The following is a 21,336-nucleotide window of genomic DNA, read 5'->3' as shown; positions in this document are numbered from 1 at the left end:
CCTCGGTCCGTCACCTCAGAAGCGCTGCTCCTCGGTCCGTCACCTCAGGAGCGCTGCTCCTCGGTCGGTCGCCTCACCCGGGCACGATGCGCCGTCTCGGCGGGGCCGCCGGATCGTACGACCAGGCGCCGGAGGTCGGGGGGCCGCCGGAGGACGGGGTACCGCCGGGGGACGGGGTACCGCCGGAGGTCGGGGGGCCGCCGGGGTACGGCATGCCGGGCGGCCGTCCCCCGAGCGTCGCGGTCAGCGCGTTGTCCCGCAGGGTGCGGCGGCGGCGCTCCACGAGCCGGGGGTCGGCGCCGCGCCGGGCCTCGTCGTCCAGGCTCTGCTCCAGCTGGCCCTGCACCTGGGTGATCTGCCCGTCGACGATCTCGGTGAGCATCGTGCGCAGGTCCTCCGGGAGACCGGGGTGGGCGGCCAGGGCCCGGACCGTGTGCAGGCCGGTGCGGGCCTGGGCGAGTTCACGGCCGTACGAGAACTCGTCCCGGGCCTCGTTCAGGGCGCGCACCAGGTGGTCGGCCCAGGTGGTGAGCCGGGTGCCCAGGGCGGCGCCGAGGTGCTCGCCCAGCCGTGCCCAGGTGTCGCCGTCCCACTGCTCCTCGGGGAGGGCGGGCAGGCTCGCCGGGTCGACCGGTTCCATGGCCGCCCAGCGGCGCAGGAAGGCGACCCAGGCCTGGTAGGGGCCGCCGTCGCCCCACAGGCCGCTCATGCGGTGCTGCCGGGCCGGCGTACGAGGGTCTCGCCGGGCGGCAGCGGCTCCCAGTCGGGCAGCCCCTCCACGACCTTGCGGAGCCTGCTGGTGATCCTTTCCTGCTGCGGGCGGCGCTGCGCGGCCCACGGGGAGGACTGGGCGCGGCCGGCGTCGGCGGAGGCGGCCCAGGGGGAGGCGGCGGGCTGCTGGGCCGTGCCACCGCCGCTGCCGACGGGCTGCGGGGCCGTGCCGGCGGGCTGCGGGGCGGCGGCCCAGGGGGCCGAAGCGGCTCCCTGGGCGGGCGGTGAGGTCGCGGGCTGCCCAGTCGCGGCCCAGGAGCGCGCGGATGCGGGCGCCGACGACGTCGGGTCGGGCTGGTGGGCGGGCGGCGGCGGGGTGCTCATCGGGCGCTGTCCTCCTGGGGCTCGGGCGAGGTCTCCTTCGGCTGGGGCGAGGTCTCCTTCGGCTGGGGCGGGTTCTTCATCGCCTCGGACGAAGCCTCCTTCGCCCCGGACGCGGGCCCCTTCGCCCCGGACGGGGCCCCCTTCGCGGGCCGGGGCTCGGGCACTGTCTGCCAGGCGGCCTGCTGCTCGGGCGCCGTTCGCTCCCCGGGCGCCGGATCGGCCGCGTCCTGCCTGCGCACCGTGCGCCCCTCGAACGGGGACGCGGCGCCGCCCGCCGTCGGCAGCGTGGCGATCAGCTCCCGCACCTTGGCCTCCGCCCGGTCGGCCGCCGTGAACTTCTCGTACCAGTCGGTGAGTTCGGCGGAGGCGCCGCGCAGCTGGTGCAGGGACTCCGTCCTGGCCCGCTCCAGCAGTTCGCGGGCCGCGGCCTGGGCGCGGGCCGCCGTCTGGGCCTGGTTGCGCAGGATCAGGCCCCAGACGAGGGCGACGATCGCCGCGGCACCGAGCGCGAAGACGGGCCAGCTGCCCACCAGGAAGAGGAGGATCGCCGCGACGACACCGACCAGCGGGGCCGCCTTCTTCAGCCACGGGAAGGCGAGCGCGTCCAGGAACGGGCGCGTGTAGTGGTCCCAGTGGTCGCTCAGCGACTTCTCCAGGGCCGCCAGCGGCTGGGTGAACGAGCCGACCCAGGTGGGCAGCTGGAAGAGCTGGGAGCCGACCGTGTGGGTGGTGGCGAACTGGGCCTGGACGTCCTGCGGCACGGCGGCCCGGTAGTCGCGGGTGTGGGCGGCGTGCGCCTGCTGGAACCACTCGTGGCAGGCGGCCACGGACAGCCGCTGGGTGGCCGGCGAGGTGCCGATGGCCTGCGGGTTGAGCGCGGCCGTGGTCTGCACGGTCAGGTAGTCGAGGGTCTCCTCGTACGACGCGGAGTCCGCGTCGGCGGACTTCCGGGCGGCGGTGAGGTCGCCGTCCTGGTCGACCACGGCCTGGTTGAAGGCGAGGTCGCGGCGGAGCGGCAGCTCCTCGTTGTCGTACTCGGAGACGAGCCGGTCGAGGATGTCGTCGACGGCGTCCTCGATGCGCTCGGACGGCTGGAACTCGCGGTCCATGACGGCCTTGTACTTGTCCAGCACGGGCTGCTGGCCGCGCGCGGAGGAGAGCACGCCGTCGAGGGTGACCCACTGCGGGGACAGGGCGGACAGCCGCGGGAACTCGGCGGCCTGGGACGGTCCGCGCAGGGACTCCAGCTCGTCGCGCCAGCGCCGGACCTGCCTGGCCTGGGCGTCGGCGCTGTCCATCAGCTGGGCGCGCCACTCGGCCAGGGTGCGGTCCAGCAGCTCACGGCCGACCGGTCCGAAGGCGCCCTGGGCGATGGCCTCCAGGATGACCGCGAACTCGCGGCCGAGCGCGGCCGGGTCCTGGGCGAGGAGGTAGTGCCGCAGCCAGCGCACCGCCGCCTCGGAGCGGCCCTGGCGGCGCAGGACGAGCGCGAAGAAGAGGGAGGTGCGGTCGGGCGAGCGGCGGAAGGCCTCGTCCACGGCGCGGTCGCACAGGGTGCGGTCGTCCGCGGACCAGGAGGCGAGGGCGACCAGGGCGGGGGCGAGCCAGTAGCGCGGGGTCTGGATCATCAGCTGGTCGCTGACCATCCGGACGTTGTCCTCCGACACCAGGCCGACGTCGAAGGCCTGGAGCATGCCGACGGCGGTGCGGCGGACCGTCTTGTGGTGGCCGAACTCGTGGTCGATCTTGTCCTCGATGGCCCCGATGCGGGTCTCGGCGCGCTGCACGTTGGCGGTGGCCTCGGCCTGTCGGACGAAGGCGAGGAACTCGTCGCGCAGCTGCTGGAGTTCGGTGCGGGTCTGGTTCTGGTTGGCCTCGACGGTGGAGACCTGGCCGGAGACTGAGCCGACCTGTTCGCTGAGTCTGATGACGAGGTTGCTGACTTCCTGCACCTTGCGGTGCAGCGCGAGGTCGACCTCGGACATGCGGAACTCCGTTCGAGTGCTGCGGGGTGAGCGGGCGGGGGTCGGGGATCAGGGGCGGACGACGGTGCCGTCGTCCAGAACGGGGAGGATCAGGCCGTCGTCGTAGACCTCGACGCAGGCGTAGCCGCCGGAGCGGGCGAGCATGCGGGCGGCCGAGAACGGCTCGGGCATCGGCTCGGCGGCGGAGAAGTGCCGGACGATGACGCCGAGGAGGCTGAGCTGGTGGTCGACGTAGGGCGGGCCCAGGTAGCAGCGGGCGACGTAGCCGAGCGGGACCGAGCCGTAGGCCGTCGTGTACTGCTCGCGGAGCCATTCGGCCAGTGAGCGGCAGGCCTGCTCGTCGAGCCCGGCGTCGAGCCGGCCGACCGCGTCCAGCAGCTTGCGGGAGCGCGGTGTGTACAGCTCGCGGCGGACCACGCCGGGTGCCGGGTTCGCGGGCGCGGAGGCCCGCTGGGCGCCCAGGCCCGGCTGAGGGCCCAGGCCCTGCTGTGCCGGCCGCACGATACGGCGCGGCCGTTCGGTGTTCCCCATGTGCCCCCCGAGAGTCATGGGTGGTGAGCAGTTGTGCGATGCACGGAAGGTGAAGGTTAGTGACGTCACGTCAAGAGTGCATCTCCGTACGTCGTATTGACCCCCCTGCGACCCTGGCAAACTCTCCGGCATGGGCACGATCAAGGCGCTCCTGGTGGGCATCGACGACTATCCGGCGTCCGTGGCGAGTGCGCTCGGCGGCTGCGTGAACGACATCGCCGAGGCGCAGCGGCTGGTGACGGAGCTGGCCGGCGAACAGGCCGACGTCACCGTCCTGTTGAACGCCGGGGCGACCGTGGAGGCCGTGACGGACGCGGTGCAGCGGCACCTGGGCTCGGCCGGTCCCGGGGACACCGCGCTGCTCTGGTTCTCCGGGCACGGCACGCAGGAGACCGCCACCGGCGCCGATCTGCTGATCGAGGCGACGGGTCTGAACCAGGCACTGGTGTGCGTGGACGGGCCGCTGCCCGACAAGCGGCTCGGCGCGCTGCTGGACCGGGTCGCGGCGGGCGGCGCGCAGGTGACCGCGGTTCTGGACTGCTGCCACTCGGGGGGTGCGACGCGGGAGGCGGAACTGACCGAGCGCTACGCGCCGCCCCGGCCCGGCTGGGACCTGGGCGGGCGGGAGCCACGCGGACCGGGCGGGCCGCCCCGGCATGTGCTGCTGGCGGCGAGCCGGCTGGACGAGCCGTCGTACGAGGGCTGGTTCGAGGGGCACCGGCACGGGGCGTTCACGCATGCGCTGCTCGGTGCGGTGCGCGCGGCCGGGCCCGGTGCCACCTGCCGGGAGCTGCTGGCGGGGGCCGCCGCGCGGGTGCAGCGGGCGGGCAGCACCCAGCATCCGGTGCTCTTCCCCGATCTGCCGGGCGGCCCCGCCGACCGGCCGCTGCTGGGAGGCGCCGCCCGGGCGGCGAGCCCGCATCTGCTGCGGTACGGCGCCGACGGCTGGGAGGTGGACTGCGGTGCCGTGCACGGGCTGCGGGAGGGCGGTGCGGCGGCGCAGGGCACCCTGTTCGCGGCGCTGGACGAGGGGCCGGGCCGTGGCGTCGTACGGGCACTGGAGGTGTCGGCCGCCCGGACGCTGGTCGCGCCGGTGGACTGGGAGCCGGAGCCGGAGCGGGTGTATCCGGTCGCGCTGTCGCAGGTCGCGCTGCCACCGGCCAGTGCGACGGTGGACGGCTCCCCGGAGGAGAGAGAGCTGCTGGCCGGCGAACTCGGGTCGCTGGTGCGGCTGGTGGACGGGCCCGAGCAGGCGCACGGGCTGCACTTCGGGGTGCGGGTGCGGGACGGGCGCGCGTACGTCCTGCGGCGCGACGGCAGCGAGTTCACGGCGCCCCTGCCGTTCGGGGGCCGGGGGGACGCCGGGCGGGTCGCGGACTGCCTGGCCCACCTCACCCGCTGGCACCAGCTGCGCGACCTCGCGCCGCGGCCCTCACTGCTGGACGGGCTGGTGGAGCTGGAGATCGTCCCGTGGGGCTCGGACGAGCCGCTGCGGCCGGACGCGGCCGGTGAGCTGGTCTGCCCGTACACCGCGGGCCCCTCCGGCCCGCGTCCGCCGTGGGTGTCGATCCGGCTGCACAATCGTTCCCCCGACCGCACCCTGTGGTGCGTGCTGCTGGATCTGACCGACGGCTACGCCTCCGATCCGGTGCTGTTTCCCGGGCACTTCATCGGCCCGGGGCACACGGGGCACGCGCTGGACGGCGACCCCGTGCATCTGTCGCTGCCCGCCTCCCGGGCGGCGGTGCCGGGCGCCGAGGCGCGAGACTGGCTCAAACTGATCGTCGCGGACCGCGAGTTGAACACGGTGCCGTTCCGGCTGCCCCCGTGGGACGCGGCCACCGGCCGCCGCGTCCTGGGGCCCGTGCTCGGGGCGGCGGGACGCTGGACGGCGGTGACCGTCCCGCTGCGCACACTGGTGCCCCACGCGCCGCGGGGGGTCAGTGGCCCAGGTGGGTGAAGCCGGCCCAGGCACTCAGGTCGTGCGGGTCGGTGCGGCGGGCGCGGTCGGCGAGGAACCCCGGCAGCTCGGGCGGTGGTTCGCGGTCGGGGTTGAGCATCCACAGCTGGGCCCGGCGCAGGGCCCGGGCCGGGGGCTCGCCGTGGGTGCGCAGGAAGTGGTGGGTGAGGAACATCAGGACCGAGGTCGCCTCGTCCGGGACCGGCCACAGCGAGCCGACGACCGAGCGGGCGCCGGCCGCGAGGAAGGCGGTGGCGAGGGTGTAGGCCTCGTTGTGGCCGCGGCCCGAGACATGGCTGCGGCAGGCGGCCAGCAGGACGAGACCGAGCCGTTCGCCGCCCGCCCCGGTGATCTCCTCGGCCGCCAGCTGTCCGTCGTGCAGGGAGAGGTAGGCGCTGCGGCGGGCGTTCTCGGCGACGGACGCGTGGCAGGCGAGATGCAGCACGCCTCCGTCCTGCGGGGCCTCGCGCAGCCAGCGCAGCACCTCGCCCGGGGTGCCCGGCCCGTCGGTGGGGCCGGTGGTGCGGCGGCCCAGGAAGCGGGCCTCGGGGTAGAAGGCCCGCTGGACGGCGTCGGCCTCCTCGCCGGCGTGCCGCAGATCGCCGGTGGGGTTGCCGACGATCAGCGCCGCGCCGGTGTGCTCGGCGGCGGGCCGGGCGGCCCCCTGGCACAGCAGGCGCGCCGAGGCTGCGTACGAGATCTCGGCGGCCTGCAGCGCGTACTGCCGCCCGCGCGGCCCGCCCTGCTGCCAGGCCGCGTGCCAGGGCACCAGCCCCAGCCTGCCCATGGGCACCAGCACCAACCTGGGCATCCGCCCGGCCGGCATCTCGAAGGCCTCCAGCAGGGGCTTCATCGCCGCGTACCAGGCCCAGCCGCACAGCCGGTCGAGCTGGGCGCGCAGGGAGGACGGCGCGGTGGGACGCCGCCCGGGCACGGGGCCGAGGTCGCGGGGGCCGAGGTCGCGGGGGTCGCCCTCACGAGAGTCGCCTCCGGGGTCGCCGTCACGGAAATCGCCCTCACGGGAGTGGCCGTCGCGCGAGCCACCCCCGCGGAAGTCACCCTCGCGGACGTCACCCCCGCGGGAGCCACCCCCGCGGAAGTCGCCACCACGGAAGTCGCCACCACGGAAGTCGCCGCCGTCGAGGTCGCCGTCGGCGAGGTCGCCGTCGGCGGGGTCGCCCTCGCGGGACGGGCCCTGTGCCGGGCCGTACTCCTTCAGTGGTGCCGCGTCCTCCGTCAGCGTCGGCAGAGGCACGGCGTGGACCGCGCCCCTCGATGTGACGACCAGGGCGGTGCCCGGGGTGTCCTCGGTGGCCGGCACCAGGTAGACCAGCGCGTCCTTGGTGAGGGCGCGCAAGGCCTCGGCGATCTCGTCGGGGGCCGGCGGGTCGAGGAGCCGGGCCTGGTGGGGTGCGTCGGTGCCGGTGAGCGCGGCCAGGACACGGCGGCGCAGGGTGCTGGGGACGGTGAGGGGGGACCGGGCGGCGGTGAGCGGGTCGGTGGCCTGCTCGCTCGCGTCGGCTCCGGCGGCCCGCCACTCGTCCGCCAGGTCCGTGTGGCCGGTGGCGGTGAGCAGGTCGGGGACGGTCGCGGAGGTGAGGGCCGCGTGCAGGACCAGGCCCCGGCAGGCGTCCAGGGCCCTCAGGGCCTGCTCGGGCCGGTCGTCGCGCAGGCACCAGCCGGCCACTTCCAGCGCGGCCCGGGTGGCCTGCGCGGCCGCGACCGTCGCATGGTCGGTGCCGGACTGCAGCAGCGCGGCCCAGGCGTGGCCGCGCAGCGACTCCAGGCCCGTGGCGCGGGCGCCGTCCCGGTCGCGGCGGTGCAGGTCGTCGCGGGTGCGCAGGGCCCGGGCGAGCGCGAGCCCGGTGTCGGCGTGGAGGCGGTGCTCGGGGCCGCCGGTCTCCGCGAAGGCGCCCTTCAGCAGGGCGATGCCCTTGGCCAGGCGTTCCCTGCGGCGCACCCGGTCGATCTCCAGCTCGGACAGTGCGCAGTGGGCGATGCCCAGGCCGTTGGCGTAGCGCAGGCGGCTGTCGCTGCCCGGTTCGCACAGCTCGTGGGCCTCCCGGAGCAGGCCGGTGGCCGCCATGATCCCCGGCCCGTCCTGCCGGGCGGCGGCGTGCACGAACCGGGTCATGCCGTTGTCGCCGAGCACCCAGGCGCGGTGGTCGCGGGGCAGCCTCCCTGCCTGGCGGCGCAGTTCGGCCGCGCTCGGGCGGGCCGGGAGGGCGGGCAGCGGGGGGACGCCGAGGTGCCGGGCGAGGTTGTCGCGGCCGGCGCGGGCGTTCTCCAGGTGGGTGAGGATCTCGATGCGGGAGGGGTCCTCGTCGCTGAGCGCGGCATGCCCCTCGGTGAGCGCCGAGATGTGCCGGTCGGCGTCGGGCAGGTCGCCGCGCCGGATGGCGGCGTGCGCGTCGAAGCCCGCCTGCTGGAGGTCCATCAGGGTGCGCAGATGGGCGGGCAGGGCGGGGTCGGAGCGCAGCCGGCGCCAGGTGGCGGCGCCGGCCTCCATGTCGTCGTCGGCGCCGCCGGTCTGGCCGCGCTGGGTCTGGGCCAGGAAGCGGGCGAGGGCGAGGGCGTAGCCGGGCTCGTCGCCGAGGCCGCCGTCGGCCTCCGCCCGGTCGAAGTGGGCGAGCGCCTCGTCGAACCCGGCGCCGGAGCCGCTGCTCATCTCCTCGTGCAGCCGGGCGACGCCGGTGATGGCATGGGCCGGGCCCCGCCAGGCCGGGTCCCGTTCGGCCCGTTCCAGGACCGCCTGGGTCAGCTCCCGCCGGTGCTCGGCGGTGATGTGGGTGCCCTCGGGGTCGAGGAGGGTGAGGTTGTTCAGCATCAGCGAGGCGAGCTGGGCCCGGCCGGGGCTGCCAGGTTCGAGCGAGCGCAGCCGGGCGAGGGCCTGTTCGAAGCCCTGGATGCGACGGTGGGCTCCGACGACGTCCCGTCCGAGACCCTGCAGGAACTCCTCCTCCCCGAAGTCGACGAAGGCCCGGCCCTCGCGGATGTCGTCGAGCAGTGCGTCCCAGGTCTGCTTGAGCCGTTCGGTGTCGAGACCTTCCGGACATCCGTCGGTCTCGGGCAGTACCCCGTGGTCGGCGAGGGTGAAGCGGGCCCAGCCGTCGAGCATGCGGGCGGACTGGAGCAGGTCGTGGTTGCCGGTTGCGGAGTCCAGGACGAGTCCGGCGGCGCGCAGCACGTCCTGTGCGCGGTCCGGACGGGGGTCGTCGTGGTGCCGGGACTGCTGGAAGAGGGCGAGGAAGAGTGCGGTGGCGCCGATGTCGCCGTCCCGTTCCGGCCGCCAGGTGTCGAGGGCGCGGCGGACGAGGGAGATACCGCGGTCCCTGCCCTCGGCGTCGTCACGGGCGGCGGCCCGCTCGTACAGCAGCCGCCCGAACATGTCCAGGTACTGCGGCAGCAGCTGCTCCTCGGCGCCGGGCCGCTCCAGCAGGCTCCGCAGCTCGACCTCGGCGGCCAGGCTGTGGCCGACGTCCTTCCAGGTGGCCCAGATCATGGCCCGTACGAGGAGGGCGTTGACCTCGGCCTCGAACGCCCAGTGGGGTTCGGGTCCGCCCGCCCGCCGGGCCTCGGTGAGCGCGGTGTCGAAGGCGTCCCGGGCGGCCTCCAGTTCTTCCCGGTCGATCCGCACCCGGCCGCGCACCATCGTGGCGAGGCCCAGGCTGTAGCCCAGGTGCGGGACTTCGGCGGGCGGGGCGGTGGCGAGCAGAGCGCGGTAGTGGCGGGCCGAGGCGTCGGCTGCGTCGAGATCCCCGTGCCGCAGGGCCCGCTGCATGGACAGGTATCCGGCTCCGGCCCGCAGGTCGGACTCTTCCTCGCTGCCCGGCTCCACGTCCTCGAGGGCCTCGTCGTGCCGGCGCAGGGCCTCCTCCAGCAGCTCGGCGGAGTCGGGGTCGGCGAGGCAGCGCAGCTTGGTGCACACGGCGAGGACGTGCCGCCCCCACGTTCGCTCCCACGCGAACTCGGGTTCCTGGTCGGGCAGTTCCTCCACTCCCGCGCGCAGCAGCGCGAAGGCCTCCTCCAGCAGCCGCCGTTCGCCGCCGTCCTCGTACTGCACACCCCGCAGATGACCGAACCGCACCCGCCAGGCCGACCACAGCGGCTCGGCGCCGGGGCTGCGGAAGGCGTGCTCGAACGCCTCGACGGCCAGGGCGAGTTCCTCGTCCCGGCCGTCGTCGTCACGCAGCAGGTACAGCCGGTGGCTCAGCTCTCCGGCATACCCGCACAGCTCGGCCGTCTCCGGATCACCGGCACTGAGCCCGGCCAACTCGTCTAGTACGGCGTCGCGTTCGGCGGTGAGGTCACCGAGGGGACCGGACGACCGGGAGGCGGAGGAGGTCACGTACCCATACTGCCTACAGGAACAGGCTCACCGCCCCCGCCACCGCGAACCCCGCCACCGACAGCACCGACTCCAGCACGGTCCAGGTCCGCAGCGTGTCCCGCTCGCTGATGCCGAAGTACTTGGCGACCATCCAGAAACCGCCGTCGTTGACGTGGGAGGCGAAGATGGAGCCGGCCGAGATGGCCATGATGACCAGGGCCACGAAGGCCTGTGAGTGGTGGTCCTGGGCGAGCAGGGGCGCCACGATGCCCGCCGTCGTCACGATCGCGACCGTGGCCGAGCCCTGGGCCACCCGCAGCACCAGCGAGATCAGGTACGACAGCACGATCACCGGCAGGCCGACGCCGTGGAAGGTGTCGGAGAGGGCCTGCGCGACCCCGCTCGCCTTGAGGACCGCGCCGAACACCCCGCCCGCGCCGACCACCAGCAGGATGTTGCCGACCGGCTTGAGGGAGGCCGTCGAGACGGACTCCAGGGACGTGCGGGACCAGCCGCGCCGGATGCCGAGCAGGTAGTAGGCGAGCAGCAGCGCGAGGGTGAGGGCGACGAACGGGCTGCCGAAGAACTCCAGGACCGAGCGGCCGGTGGAGGGGTCGAGGGCGATCGAGGAGAAGGTGGCGGCGAGGATGAGGACGAGCGGCGTACCGATGATGGCGAGAACCGTGCCGAGCGGCACCGGCTTCTCCTGCGGTTCCACACCCTGTGCGCGCTGCTCGGCGACGACGGCCCGCTTCGCCTCTTCGGCCGCCTCGGCCATGTCCTGCGGCACGGCGACGAAGATCCGCCTGCCGATCCAGGCGGAGTACGCCCAGGCGGCCAGGACGGCGGGGATGCCGCAGACGACGCCCATGAGGACGACCCAGCCGAGCTGGACGTGCAGCAGCCCCGCGGCGGCGACCGGCCCGGGGTGCGGGGGCAGGAAGGCGTGGGTCATCGAGAGGCCGGCGAGCAGCGGCAGGCAGTACAGCAGGATCGACTTGCCGGAGCGCTTCGCGGCCGCGTAGACGAGGGGCGCGAGGACGAAGATGCCGACGTCGAAGAAGACCGGGATGCCGAAGATCAGGCCGGTCAGGCCCATGGCCAGGGGTGCCCGCCGCTCCCCGAAGACACCGAGCAGACGGGACGCCAGCACCTCTGCCCCGCCGCTGACTTCGAGGATCGCGCCGAGCATCGTGCCGAGCGCGATGATGATCGCGACATGGCCGAGGATGCCGCCCATGCCGGACTCGACGGTGGAGACGGCGTCGGAGCGCTGGACGGTGCCGAAGAGTTCGGTGACCGACAGGCCGGCGAGCAGGCCGACGGTTATGGAGACGGCGAGCAGGGCGACGAAGGGCTGCAGCCGGACCTTAATGATCAGGAAGAGCAGCAGGGCTATGCCGATGGCGGCGACGGTGAGCAGGCCTGCGGTGCCGTCGAGGAGGAGCAGCAGGCCGCCGGTGTGGGGTGGTGTCGCGGGGGCGGGGGCGGTTGCGGCGAGCGGAAAGGACATACGGGGGTCCTCTGCTTGAGTGCATGGTTCCGGGGGGACTGGGGGGTGTCCCCCCGCGGGCGCAGCCGGGCAGGCTCGATCGCGGCACGGCAGCCCGGAAGGGTGCCGTGCCGTGCGGGACGTGCGAGAGGTGCGGGAGTGTCAGGGGCTCAGCCGAGTACGGCGAGGGCGTCGATCTCGATGAGGAGGCCGGCCGGCAGACCGACGTAGACCGTCGTGCGGGCGGCGGGCGGGGCGGTGAGGCCCTGCTCCTCGAAGTAGGCGTTGTAGATCTCGTTCATCTCGGCGAAGTGGTCCACGTCGGTGAGGTAGACGCGGATCATCATCACGTCGTCCCAGCTCGCGCCGCCCTCTTCGAGGATCGCCTTGACGTTGGCGAGGGTCTGCAGGGTCTGCTCGGGCAGGGTGGGACCGGCCGGTGTCGGGGGCCTGCCCTCCTCGGCGGGCAGGAAGCCGACCTGGCCGGCGACCTGGAGGATGTTGCCCTTCCTGACACCGTGGGAGAACTTCGCGGGCGGGGTGGTGTGGGTCTTCGGGGTGAGCGCGATCTTCTCGGTCATGCGCAGGTGCCCTTCGCTGGTGTCTCGGTCATTCGGGGATGCCCTTCGCAGGCGTCCTTCCGGAGTACTCGCCGCTGATCGCGTCCGCGGTACGGCGCACCTGCGGGAGCAGGGTGAGGAGTTCCTCGGCGGTGACGACGACGTTCGGCGCGGACACCGACATCGCGGCGACCACCCGGCCGTCGGCGCCGCGGACGGGGGCCGCGACGCAGTTGATGGACTCCTCGTGGCCGCCGAGGTCGGTGGCCCATCCCTGTTCGCGCACCTGCTCCAACTCCCGCAGGAAAGCTGCGGCGTTGGGGGTGGAACGGGCCGTGTACAGGGGGTAGTCGAGCTTGTCGGCGAGGGCGCGGCGCTCGGGTTCGGGCAGGTCGGCCAGGAGCAGCTTGGCGACGGCGGCGACCGTGATGGCCACGGGCTTGCCGATCCGGGAGTACATCCGGACCGGGTAGCGGCTCTCGACCTTGTCGATGTAGAGCACCTCGTTCTCCTCGTACACGGCGAGGTGCACGGTGTGGCCGCAACTCTCGTTGAGGCGGACGAGGTGGGGGTGGGCGATCTCGCGGATGTCGAGGTTCTCCATCGCCTCCTGGGCGAGGGCGAAGAGGCGGGCGCCGAGCCGGTAGCGCTGGTCGGACTGGCGGTAGACCAGGCCGTGCTCGTGCAGGGTGCGCAGGAGGCGCAGGGCCGTGGACTTGTGGACGCCGAGCCGGTCGGCGACCTGGCCGAGGTCGGCGGGGCCCTCGGCGAGCAGCGGCAGGATGCTCAGGGCGCGGTCGACGGTCTGACTCATGGGGTGTTCGCCTCCTCGGTGGCCTCGCCGGCCTGCGTCCAGCCGGGGCCGAGTCGAAGTCTCCCCCACGTCTCGTCGTCCAGGGCGGCCAGGCGGTCGGCGTGGCTCATCCAGGAGGGGCGCCGCGATGGGGGTCCCCCCAGGCGTTCGGCTCCGGGGGAGGCTCCTTGAGGGGCGGTGGCCGGGTGGCGGGTGGGAGGGACGGCCAGGTCGCCGGGCGTGGTGAGCGCGGCCGCGGCCATCAGGTGCCCGTGCCGGATGCGCTCTCGCGGGGGCAGACCGCGCAGGGTGGCGGAGAGGAATCCGGCGGCGAAGGCGTCCCCGGCGCCGACATGGGCGACGACGTCGACCCTCGGGGCCCGGACGAAGGTCGCGGTGCCGTCGGCGTCCTCGAGTCCCTCGGTGTTCCTGTCGAACACGGTCGCCCCGCCCCTGCCCTGCTTCACTACGACGATCTCCGGCTCGGGCAGCGCTTCCCGGATGGCCCGGCCGCCGTGCAGCCCCCACGCCTGGCGTGCCTCGTCGTCGCCCACGAACACGATGTCGGCGCCCCGCGCCAGTTCCAGCAGTACGCGCGGCCCGTCGGCGTCCGGCCACAGCGCGGGCCGGTGGTTGACGTCGAAGGAGACCAGTGGGCGGCCGGGCCGCGGGGCCGTCAGTTCGCGCATCAGTTCCAGGCAGTCGCCGGAGAGTGCTGCCGTGATGCCGGACAGGTGCAGCAGCAGCCCCGCACGTACGGCGGCCAGGTCGACGTTCTCGACGGTCATCGCGGAGGCCGCCGACCCGGCCCGGTAGTACGCCACTTCGTGCGCGTCGGTGGCCCGGTCGGCCGCGGTGCGGAAGTAGATCCCCGTTGGCCGGTCGGCGTCGATGCTCACGGCGCTCGTGTCGACGCCGTACCCGGCGATCCGCTCGACCAGGTGCTGCCCGAACCCGTCGGCCCCCACCCGGCTCACCCACCGGGCGGAGTGGCCGCAGGCCGCCAGCACGCAGGCCACGTTGGACTCGGCTCCCCCGATGGTCCGCTCGAAGGCGGGGACGTCGGCGAGGCGGCCCGGCCGGGTGGGCAGGAAGGTGACCATGGACTCGCCGAGCGCCACGACGTCCACAATGTGGGGGGCGTTGCGGGCTCCGGTCACGATCGTCGTAGCTCCTCGGTGGCGGGAGTCCGTTGACCCCGTGTTGGCCGAGATGTTAGACAGCTGTGAGCGACATGCGCAATGGATGTTGCATTATGTGCAACGCAGCAGATCAGGGAGGTCCCATGGCTCGCGAAATCGGTACCGAAGCGCTCGCCCGGCTCGCCGGGGAACGCGTCGACCATCGCTTCAAGGGCCTCCCGCCGGATGCCGCGGGGCTGACCGTCGCCGAGCTGGCGGCCCAGCGCCGCAACCTCTTCACCGACGGCTTCACCACCCCCGTGCTCGCGCTCTCCGCCGAACGCCTGGAGCACAACCTGCAGCTCATGGAGACGTACGCCGCCCGGCACGGCCTCGCCTTCGCCCCGCACGGCAAGACGTCCATGGCACCCCAGCTCTTCCGGCGGCAGATCGAGCACGGGGCGTGGGGCATCACCCTCGCGGTACCGCACCAGGTGTGGGTGGCCCGGGCGTTCGGCTTCGAGCGGATCTTCCTGGCCAACGAGCTGGTCGACCCGGCCGCCCTGCGCCGGATCGCCGCCGACCTGGCCGCCGACCCCGCCTTCCGTTTCGTCTGCTACGTCGACTCCGTGCGCGGGGTCGAGCTGATGGACGCGGCCCTGCGCGGCGCCGCCCGTCCGGTGGACGTCGTGGTGGAGGTGGGCGCGGGCGAGGGTGCGCGCACCGGCGTGCGCACGGGCGCGGATGCGACGGCGGTCGCGGACGCGGTGGCGGGTGTGGAGACGCTGCGGCTGGTGGGCGTGGCGGGCTACGAGGCCCAGGTTCCGGGGGCGTCGCCGGACCGGGTGGGCGACTGGCTGCGGCGACTGGTGGCTCTCGCCGCCGAGTTCGACAAGGCGGGGCGGTTCGCCGGGGCCGAGGAGATCGTGCTGAGCGCCGGCGGCAGTGAGTGGTTCGATGCGGTCGCCGACGTCTTCGCGGAGGTCCCCGCACTCTCGCTCCCCGTCCTGAAGCTGCTCCGCTCGGGCGCGTACGTCTCGCACGACGACGTGCACTACAGCAGGCTCACCCCGTTCAACCGGGTGCCCGAGGAGGGCGCCCTGGAGCCCGCGTTCCGGCTGTGGGCGCAGGTCGTCTCCCGCCCTTCCCCCGAGCAGGCCTTCGTCAACGCGGGCAAGCGGGACGCCGCCTACGACCTCGACCACCCCGTGGCCCACGTGGTGCGCCGGGACGGCACCGAGCACCCGGCGACCGGCATCGAGGTGACCGCCCTGTCCGACCAGCACCTCTGGCTGGGCACCGCCCCGGAGGCGGACGTCGAGGTCGGCGACTGGATCGGCTTCGGCCTGTCCCACCCGTGCACGTCGTTCGACAAGTGGCAGCTGATCCCGGTGGCCGAGGCGGACGGGACGGTCGTCGACTACATCCGCACCTTCTTCTAGGGAGGCGGGCAGCGCCGTGGAGGACCTGGTCATCCGGGACGCGGACGTCGTCGACGGCAGCGGTGCGGACTCCTACCGCGCCGATGTCGTGGTCGACGGCGGCCGGATCGTCTCGATCGTCAAGGAGGCCGCGGCGGCGGGCTGCCAGCGGCCCCGGGCGCGGCGGGAGCTGGACGCGGAGGGGCTCGTCCTGTCCCCCGGCTTCATCGACATGCACGCCCACTCCGACCTGGCCCTGCTGCGCGATCCCGACCACAGCGCGAAGGCCGCGCAGGGGGTCACGCTCGAAGTCGTCGGCCAGGACGGTCTGTCGTACGCCCCGGTGGACGACCGCACGCGGGAGGAGGTCCGCCGGGCGATCACCGGCTGGAACGGGTACGGCGACGACATCGACATGGACTGGCGGACGGTCGGCGAGTATCTCGACCGGCTGGACGAGGGCGTCGCCGTCAACGCCGCCTATCTCGTCCCGCAGGGCACGGTCCGCGCGCTCGCGGTCGGCTGGGAGGACCGGCCGGCCGCGCCCGCGGAGCTGGACCGGATGCGGCAGCTGGTCGCGGAGGGCCTGGAGCAGGGTGCGGTCGGCCTGTCCTCCGGGCTCACCTACACGCCCGGGATGTACGCCGGGGACGCCGAGCTGACCGAGCTGTGCCGGGTGGTGGCCGGGTACGGCGGCTACTACTGCCCGCACCACCGCTCCTACGGCGCCGGGGCCCTGGAGGCGTACGCGGAGATGGTGGAGCTGACCCGCCGGGCGGGCTGTCCGCTGCACCTGGCCCACGCCACCATGAACTTCGGCGTCAACGAGGGCCGCGCGCCCGAGCTGCTGGCCCTCCTCGACGGGGCCCTGGACTCGGGCGCCGACATCACGCTGGACACCTACCCCTACACCCCGGGGTGCACCACCCTGGCCGCGCTGCTGCCGAGCTGGGCGGGCGAGGGCGGCCCCGAGGGGATCCTGGCCCGGCTCGCCGACCCGGCGACGGCCGAGCGGATCCGGCACGACCTGGAGGTGACCGGCTCGGACGGCTGCCACGGGGTGCCCGTGGAGTGGGACACGATCGAGATCGCGGGCGTGGCGAACCCCGGCCTCGGCGATCTCGTGGGCCGTACGGTCCTGGAGGCGGCGTCGCGGAGCGGCGAGAGCCCCTGGGCGACCGCCCGCCGCCTGCTGGCCGAGGACCGGCTGGGCACGACGATCCTCCAGCACGTCGGTCACGAGGAGAACGTCCGCGCGATCATGCGGCACCGCACCCACACCGGCGGCTCCGACGGCATCCTGCAGGGCGCCAAGCCGCACCCTCGGGCCTACGGCACCTTCCCGCGCTATCTCGGCCACTACGTACGGGAGTTGGGCGTACTCACGCTGGAGGAGTGCGTGGCCCACCTCACCGGGCGGCCCGCGGCCCGGCTGCGGCTGCCGGATCGCGGGCTGGTGCGCGAGGGCCACCGGGCCGACCTGGTCCTGTTCGACCCGGAGACGGTCGCGCCCGGCGCCACCTTCGCCGAGCCCCGCACCCTGCCGGCCGGCATCCCGTACGTGCTGGTCGACGGCCGGTTCGTCATCGAGGACGGCCGGCGCACGGACGTACTGGCGGGCCGGTCGGTCCGCCGTACGCCCGTGTGAACGTCCCGGCCGGGGGTTACGGCTTGGGCAGGGTGCAGCCGGACGCGTCGAGGTTCAGCTTGTTGCCGGTGGTGAAGCACGCCGGGATGATGTAGGTCTCCTCGGCGTAGTTGATGCCCTTGCGGACGGTCACGTTCCCGTTCTCGTCGACCTCGCAGGGGTTGTTCTCGGTGCAGCGCTCGCCGTCCTCGTTGCCCGTGTTGTTGACGGCGACGACCTTGCCGGTGGTGGTGTCGATCACGGGCGAGCCCGAGGTGCCGCCGATGGTGTTGCAGGCGGAGGTGTAGCGCAGCGAGTCCTTCCAGGTCCAGTCGCCCTCCTGCAGCCGGTAGACGAACCCGTCGACGTTGCAGCTGTAGATCCGCTTCCAGTAGCCGGAGACGACCTTGATGGCGGAGCCGGCGGTCGGGTGCGTGTCCTGCACGGTGAGCGGGCTGATGCCGTACGAGCTCTTGATCTTCGCGTACGTGGTGGTGGTGCGGTAGATCGTGATGTCCGTGTCCGTCATGGTCGAGTAGACGACCTGGTTGGCGCGGAGCGTGGCGACCTTGTTGCCGGAGGAGTTCAGCAGGCCGAAGGAGCGGCTGGAGGACTGGCCGGTGATGACCTCGCCCGGCTCGGGGAAGCCGGTCTCCAGGCAGTGGCCGTTGGTCAGCACGAGCGCCGGGTCGGTGTCCGCGGAGTTGGGGAAGCGGATGACCGAGCCCGAGCAGTTGCTGAGCGAGACGGTGCCGGCGAAGTCGACGGTCGCGGCAGGGGCCTTGGCCTGCGGGGCGGCGACCGCGGGTGCCGCACCCATCCCGGCTATGGCCAGGGAGGAGAGCGCGGCAAGGAGAGGCTTGTTCATGTGGGGGTCCCCTCTTACGACTTGGGCGACCGGAGTTCTTCCGGCCGCCCACTGAGTTGTCATGCGCATTCTCGATGCTGCGAGGGGGTGCGAACAAGAAGCCGGGTCAGGTCATAGGGGTTTCCCTGTACGCGGGACGGGCGAAGCAACTCGGCCGCAACACAGTCGACTTGGGGCGGACAATCCCCGCCGCTCCCCGGCTGCCTCCGGCTCCGTGACGACGGCACCGGACAGCGCGGCCCCCTGAAGGCGACGCACGGGACAGCGCCGCCCCTCGGAGACGACCTACCGGACAGCGCGGCCCTTGAAGACGACGCACGGGGACGCCGGGTCCCCGGCGGCCGCGAAGGCGCCGCCCGCCGGTCAGTGGTGGTGCCTCCCGGCGCCCCGGCCGTGCTTCCAGCCGCCGGGGAGGCCGGACCCGGAGACCGTGGGGCTTGCCGTCGTACCGGTGGGCGCGGGCGGGCGGGACGCCGTGGGGGCCGCCCCGGGGGCCGAGGCGGTCGGCCCGCCGGTCGCCTGCGGCCGGGACAAGGTGCCGGCCGCCGGGGGGACGGACGTCCCGGACGGCGCGTCCGGCACGGACGTGCCGGCGGCCGCAGCGGCGGACGCGGAGCCGGTGTCCGTGCGCGGGCTCGCGGCGGCGGAGTCGCCGGCGGCGACGCGCCCGCGGCCGGACGGACCGGGCCTGTTCGGCCCCGGGGAGTCCGAGCCGCCCGCCAGCGCCGCGATCACCGCGACGGTCCCCGCGGCACCGAGGGCCCCGGCGAGGATCACCGTCCGGCGGCGGCCGCCCGTGCGCCGCTGCCGTCGCCGACGGTCCGCACGGCCCTCGGCGGGTTCACGCGGCGCGGGCAACGAGGGCACCGCGGGCAGCTGGGCCGTCTCGTCGTAGGCGTTGTTGTGCCAGCCATGGGCGGAGGCGGGGTCGGCGTACTCCTCGTACGACGGGGCCGGGCCCGTCTGCGGGTGGTACACGTTCGGGCGGCCGGGAGGCCCGGCGTCCGCTCCGTGCGCGCCGTACGCCCCCGCCCCGTGGTCGCGTTCGGTGGACATGGCGGCGGATTCTAGAGACGCGGGCGACTTCCGGGACAGCTACCGGCGATAACAGCACAAACCTCCGAGTCTCAAGTGGCGGATAACACCACCCGAGAGGCATTACCGGGCCGTAAGCTCACAGGCATGCAGGTGATCCAGTCGACCAAGCTCGCCAACGTCTGTTACGAGATCCGGGGCCCGGTTCTCGAGGAGGCGATGAGGCTGGAGGCGGCCGGTCACCGCATCCTGAAGCTGAACACGGGCAACCCCGCCGCCTTCGGCTTCGAGTGCCCGCCGGAGATCCTGGAGGACATCCTCCGCAACGTCTCGACGGCGCACGGCTACGGCGACGCGAAGGGCCTGCTGGCCGCCCGCCGCGCGGTCGTCATGCACAACCAGACCATCGGCATCGAGACGGACGTCGAGCACGTCTTCATCGGCAACGGCGTCTCCGAGCTGATCGTGATGGCGATGCAGGCCCTGCTGGACGACGGCGACGAGGTCCTGGTCCCGGCGCCCGACTACCCCCTGTGGACGGCGTCCGTCGCCCTGTCCGGCGGCACGGCCGTCCACTACCGCTGCGACGAGCAGTCCGACTGGATGCCCGACCTCGCCGACATCGAGCGCAAGGTCACCGACCGGACCAAGGCCATCGTCATCATCAACCCGAACAACCCCACGGGTGCGGTCTACGACGAGGCGATGCTGCGGGGCCTGACCGACATCGCCCGCCGGCACAACCTGCTGGTCTGCTCCGACGAGATCTACGACAAGATCCTCTACGACGACACCACGCACACGCCCACGGCGGCCGTGGCCCCCGATCTGCTCACGCTGACCTTCAACGGCATGTCGAAGGCGTACCGGGTGGCCGGCTACCGGGTCGGCTGGATGTCGGTCTCCGGCCCCCGCTCCCACGCCGACTCCTACATCGAGGGTCTGACGATCCTGGCGAACATGCGGCTGTGCGCGAACATGCCGGGCCAGCACGGCGTGGTCGCCGCGCTCAGCGGACGACAGTCGATCAACGACCTGGTGCTGCCGGGCGGGCGGCTGAAGGAGCAGATGGACGTCGCCTACGAGCTGCTCACGCAGATTCCGGGGGTCAGCTGCGTACGGCCCAAGGGTGCGCTGTATCTCTTCCCGCGCCTCGACCCGCAGGTGTTCAAGATCAAGGACGACCGGCAGATGGTGCTGGACCTGCTGCGCCGGGAGAAGATCATGGTCGTCCACGGCACCGGCTTCAACTGGCCCGAGCCCGACCACTTCCGGGTGGTGACGCTGCCGAGCGCCGGTGATCTCAGGGACGCGGTCACGCGGATCGGGAACTTCCTGGACGGATACGGCCAGCCGTAGCGGACGGAGACCGGCGGACCGCAATCCGTGACATGGCTCAACTTTAGACGAAATCCAAGCTAGGATGGCTTCCTGTCGGAGCACAGGAGGCCATCCACCATGTACGAACCGATCCGCACCAAGTCGGTCCACAGCACGATGGCCGGCACCCCGTCCGACTTTCCCCACCGGTCGCGCGAGGAGGAGCTGGACATCCAGCTCGCCGGGCACCTCGCCGCGCTGCTCGCCGTCACCGACGAGCTGCGCGCCCTCGCCCCCTCCGACGACCTGGACACGGCCGCCGAGCGGCTCGCCGGTGAGGTGACGCGGCTCCGCGGCGGACGCACACCGCTGCGGGCGGCGCCGGCCGCCGCCGGTGCGCCCGAGACCCTGCACCGGCGGGCACACGCGCTCGCGGGCCGTGCCCTGGTGGTCGCCGCCTCGCGCGCCGACACGGCGGCAGCGATCCTCTCGGCCGAACGCATGGACGCCCACACCGCTGCGCTGGCCGGGCCGAAGGCACTGAGCACGGCCCACTGACCCCGCTCCAGGGGTCCCCCGAACGGCCCCGGTCCGCGTGCACCCGCAGCGACGCGCGGACCGGGCGCCATACACTGCGTCGGCTTGGGCCGCGGTGCGTCTCGCCGTAGGGGCTTGGCGCGTCTCGCGACTGCGGGTCTTCCGTGGTTGATCGCGCGGTTCCCCGCGCCCCTTGGGGGGCGTTGCAGTGCCGGGGGTGTGTCCCCCCGTTCACCCCCGACGTCGTCGTGGGCCGCCAAGGGCTTCACCGTCAGGACGGAGGCATCGGGGTCGCGGGCCATGGGGGCCCTGACCTCAAGGGCTACGCCTTCGCCTTCCCGTCCAGCCAGGCGCCCGCCGACCAGCCGGCACGCCCTGCATCGCGAGCACCGACCCGGAGACCTCCAACTCCGGTGCGCTCCACCCCGCCTCGGCCTCGTACGCCGCAACAACGACGAACGGCACCTGGAACAGCGGCTCACCCCGCTGCGTGAGGAGGCCGAGCGCCTGGCGTCGGCGTTGCGTGACGCGCAGGCGCGGCGCCAGGAGACGCACACGCGCCGTCGGGAGGACCGTTCACAGCAGGCGACTCGCCGTCGGTCGCGGTCAGCCGCAGCCGACGGCTCCGCCATGGACGTGGGCCCCGCACAACGGTGTGCGG

The 21,336-nt window shown here is 73.7% G+C and carries 16 protein-coding genes; 5 read left to right on the top strand and 11 right to left on the bottom strand.

Features of this window, described 5'->3' with window-relative positions:
- Nucleotides 1-73: 73 nt before the first annotated feature.
- Genes AB0H32_RS29345 through AB0H32_RS29330 form a run of 4 tightly spaced genes read right to left on the bottom strand, consistent with a single transcriptional unit; the run spans nt 74 to nt 3,611 of the window.
- Complete coding sequence (locus AB0H32_RS29345; protein ID WP_361126348.1) at nt 74-709, bottom strand: hypothetical protein; 636 nt, start codon at nt 707-709, stop codon at nt 74-76.
- Entirely contained in the window at nt 706-1,095 is a 390-nt protein-coding gene (locus AB0H32_RS29340; protein WP_361126345.1) for a hypothetical protein, read from the bottom strand. Before AB0H32_RS29340 ends, AB0H32_RS29345 begins: the two co-directional genes overlap by 4 nt.
- On the bottom strand, nt 1,092-3,080 hold the full coding sequence (locus tag AB0H32_RS29335) for a hypothetical protein (RefSeq protein WP_361126342.1): 1,989 nt from the start codon (nt 3,078-3,080) through the stop codon (nt 1,092-1,094). The genes AB0H32_RS29340 and AB0H32_RS29335 overlap by 4 nt, the downstream gene beginning before the upstream one ends.
- A 48-nt stretch (nt 3,081-3,128) precedes the next feature.
- On the bottom strand, nt 3,129-3,611 hold the full coding sequence (locus AB0H32_RS29330; RefSeq protein WP_361126340.1) for a hypothetical protein: 483 nt from the start codon (nt 3,609-3,611) through the stop codon (nt 3,129-3,131).
- A gap of 130 nt (nt 3,612-3,741) precedes the next feature.
- Between AB0H32_RS29330 and AB0H32_RS29325 the strand changes: the two genes are divergently transcribed.
- On the top strand, nt 3,742-5,571 hold the full coding sequence (locus AB0H32_RS29325) for a caspase family protein (RefSeq protein ID WP_361126337.1): 1,830 nt from the start codon (nt 3,742-3,744) through the stop codon (nt 5,569-5,571).
- On the opposite strand, the gene AB0H32_RS29320 is transcribed toward AB0H32_RS29325, so the two are convergent.
- From AB0H32_RS29320 to AB0H32_RS29300, 5 genes are all read right to left on the bottom strand, one after another.
- Nucleotides 5,552-9,919 carry a CHAT domain-containing protein gene (locus AB0H32_RS29320; RefSeq protein WP_361126334.1) on the bottom strand — a complete coding sequence of 1,456 codons (4,368 nt, stop codon included), beginning with the start codon at nt 9,917-9,919 and terminating at the stop codon, nt 5,552-5,554. The two genes, AB0H32_RS29325 and AB0H32_RS29320, sit on opposite strands and share 20 nt — an antisense overlap.
- A gap of 13 nt (nt 9,920-9,932) precedes the next feature.
- A complete protein-coding gene (locus tag AB0H32_RS29315; protein WP_361126331.1) occupies nt 9,933-11,414 on the bottom strand; it encodes a gluconate:H+ symporter in 1,482 nt (493 codons plus the stop codon).
- A 149-nt stretch (nt 11,415-11,563) separates the two neighbouring features.
- Nucleotides 11,564-11,974 carry a RidA family protein gene (locus AB0H32_RS29310; RefSeq protein ID WP_361126328.1) on the bottom strand — a complete coding sequence of 137 codons (411 nt, stop codon included), beginning with the start codon at nt 11,972-11,974 and terminating at the stop codon, nt 11,564-11,566.
- 28 nt (nt 11,975-12,002) lie between these two features.
- Nucleotides 12,003-12,767: an IclR family transcriptional regulator gene (locus AB0H32_RS29305; RefSeq protein WP_361126325.1), complete on the bottom strand. Its 765-nt coding sequence runs from the start codon at nt 12,765-12,767 to the stop codon at nt 12,003-12,005.
- A complete protein-coding gene (locus tag AB0H32_RS29300) occupies nt 12,764-13,906 on the bottom strand; it encodes a sugar kinase (RefSeq protein WP_361126322.1) in 1,143 nt (380 codons plus the stop codon). The genes AB0H32_RS29305 and AB0H32_RS29300 overlap by 4 nt, the downstream gene beginning before the upstream one ends.
- Before the next feature lie 125 nt (nt 13,907-14,031).
- On the opposite strand from AB0H32_RS29300, the gene AB0H32_RS29295 reads away from it, so the two are divergent.
- Both AB0H32_RS29295 and AB0H32_RS29290 read left to right on the top strand, forming a co-directional pair.
- Complete coding sequence (locus tag AB0H32_RS29295; RefSeq protein WP_361126319.1) at nt 14,032-15,309, top strand: alanine racemase; 1,278 nt, start codon at nt 14,032-14,034, stop codon at nt 15,307-15,309.
- Between the two features lie 16 nt (nt 15,310-15,325).
- Entirely contained in the window at nt 15,326-16,936 is a 1,611-nt protein-coding gene (locus AB0H32_RS29290) for a D-aminoacylase (protein ID WP_361126316.1), read from the top strand.
- Between the two features lie 16 nt (nt 16,937-16,952).
- Here AB0H32_RS29290 and AB0H32_RS29285 read toward each other — a convergent pair whose 3' ends face one another.
- Both AB0H32_RS29285 and AB0H32_RS29280 read right to left on the bottom strand, forming a co-directional pair.
- Nucleotides 16,953-17,783, bottom strand: a complete 831-nt coding sequence (locus AB0H32_RS29285) for a trypsin-like peptidase domain-containing protein (protein WP_361126313.1) — start codon at nt 17,781-17,783, stop codon at nt 16,953-16,955.
- 363 nt (nt 17,784-18,146) lie between these two features.
- On the bottom strand, nt 18,147-18,839 hold the full coding sequence (locus tag AB0H32_RS29280; RefSeq protein WP_361126310.1) for a hypothetical protein: 693 nt from the start codon (nt 18,837-18,839) through the stop codon (nt 18,147-18,149).
- Between the two features lie 126 nt (nt 18,840-18,965).
- On the opposite strand from AB0H32_RS29280, the gene AB0H32_RS29275 reads away from it, so the two are divergent.
- Both AB0H32_RS29275 and AB0H32_RS29270 read left to right on the top strand, forming a co-directional pair.
- The gene (locus tag AB0H32_RS29275; protein WP_361126307.1) at nt 18,966-20,177 is read left to right on the top strand and encodes a pyridoxal phosphate-dependent aminotransferase; all 1,212 of its coding nucleotides are present in this window, start codon (nt 18,966-18,968) and stop codon (nt 20,175-20,177) included.
- A 99-nt stretch (nt 20,178-20,276) separates the two neighbouring features.
- Nucleotides 20,277-20,696: a hypothetical protein gene (locus tag AB0H32_RS29270; protein WP_361126304.1), complete on the top strand. Its 420-nt coding sequence runs from the start codon at nt 20,277-20,279 to the stop codon at nt 20,694-20,696.
- Nucleotides 20,697-21,336: the final 640 nt, after the last annotated feature.

This window comes from Streptomyces sp. NPDC020362 (assembly GCF_040642095.1).
Taxonomy (GTDB): domain Bacteria; phylum Actinomycetota; class Actinomycetes; order Streptomycetales; family Streptomycetaceae; genus Streptomyces.
This window is presented reverse-complemented; position numbering and strand designations above follow the sequence as displayed.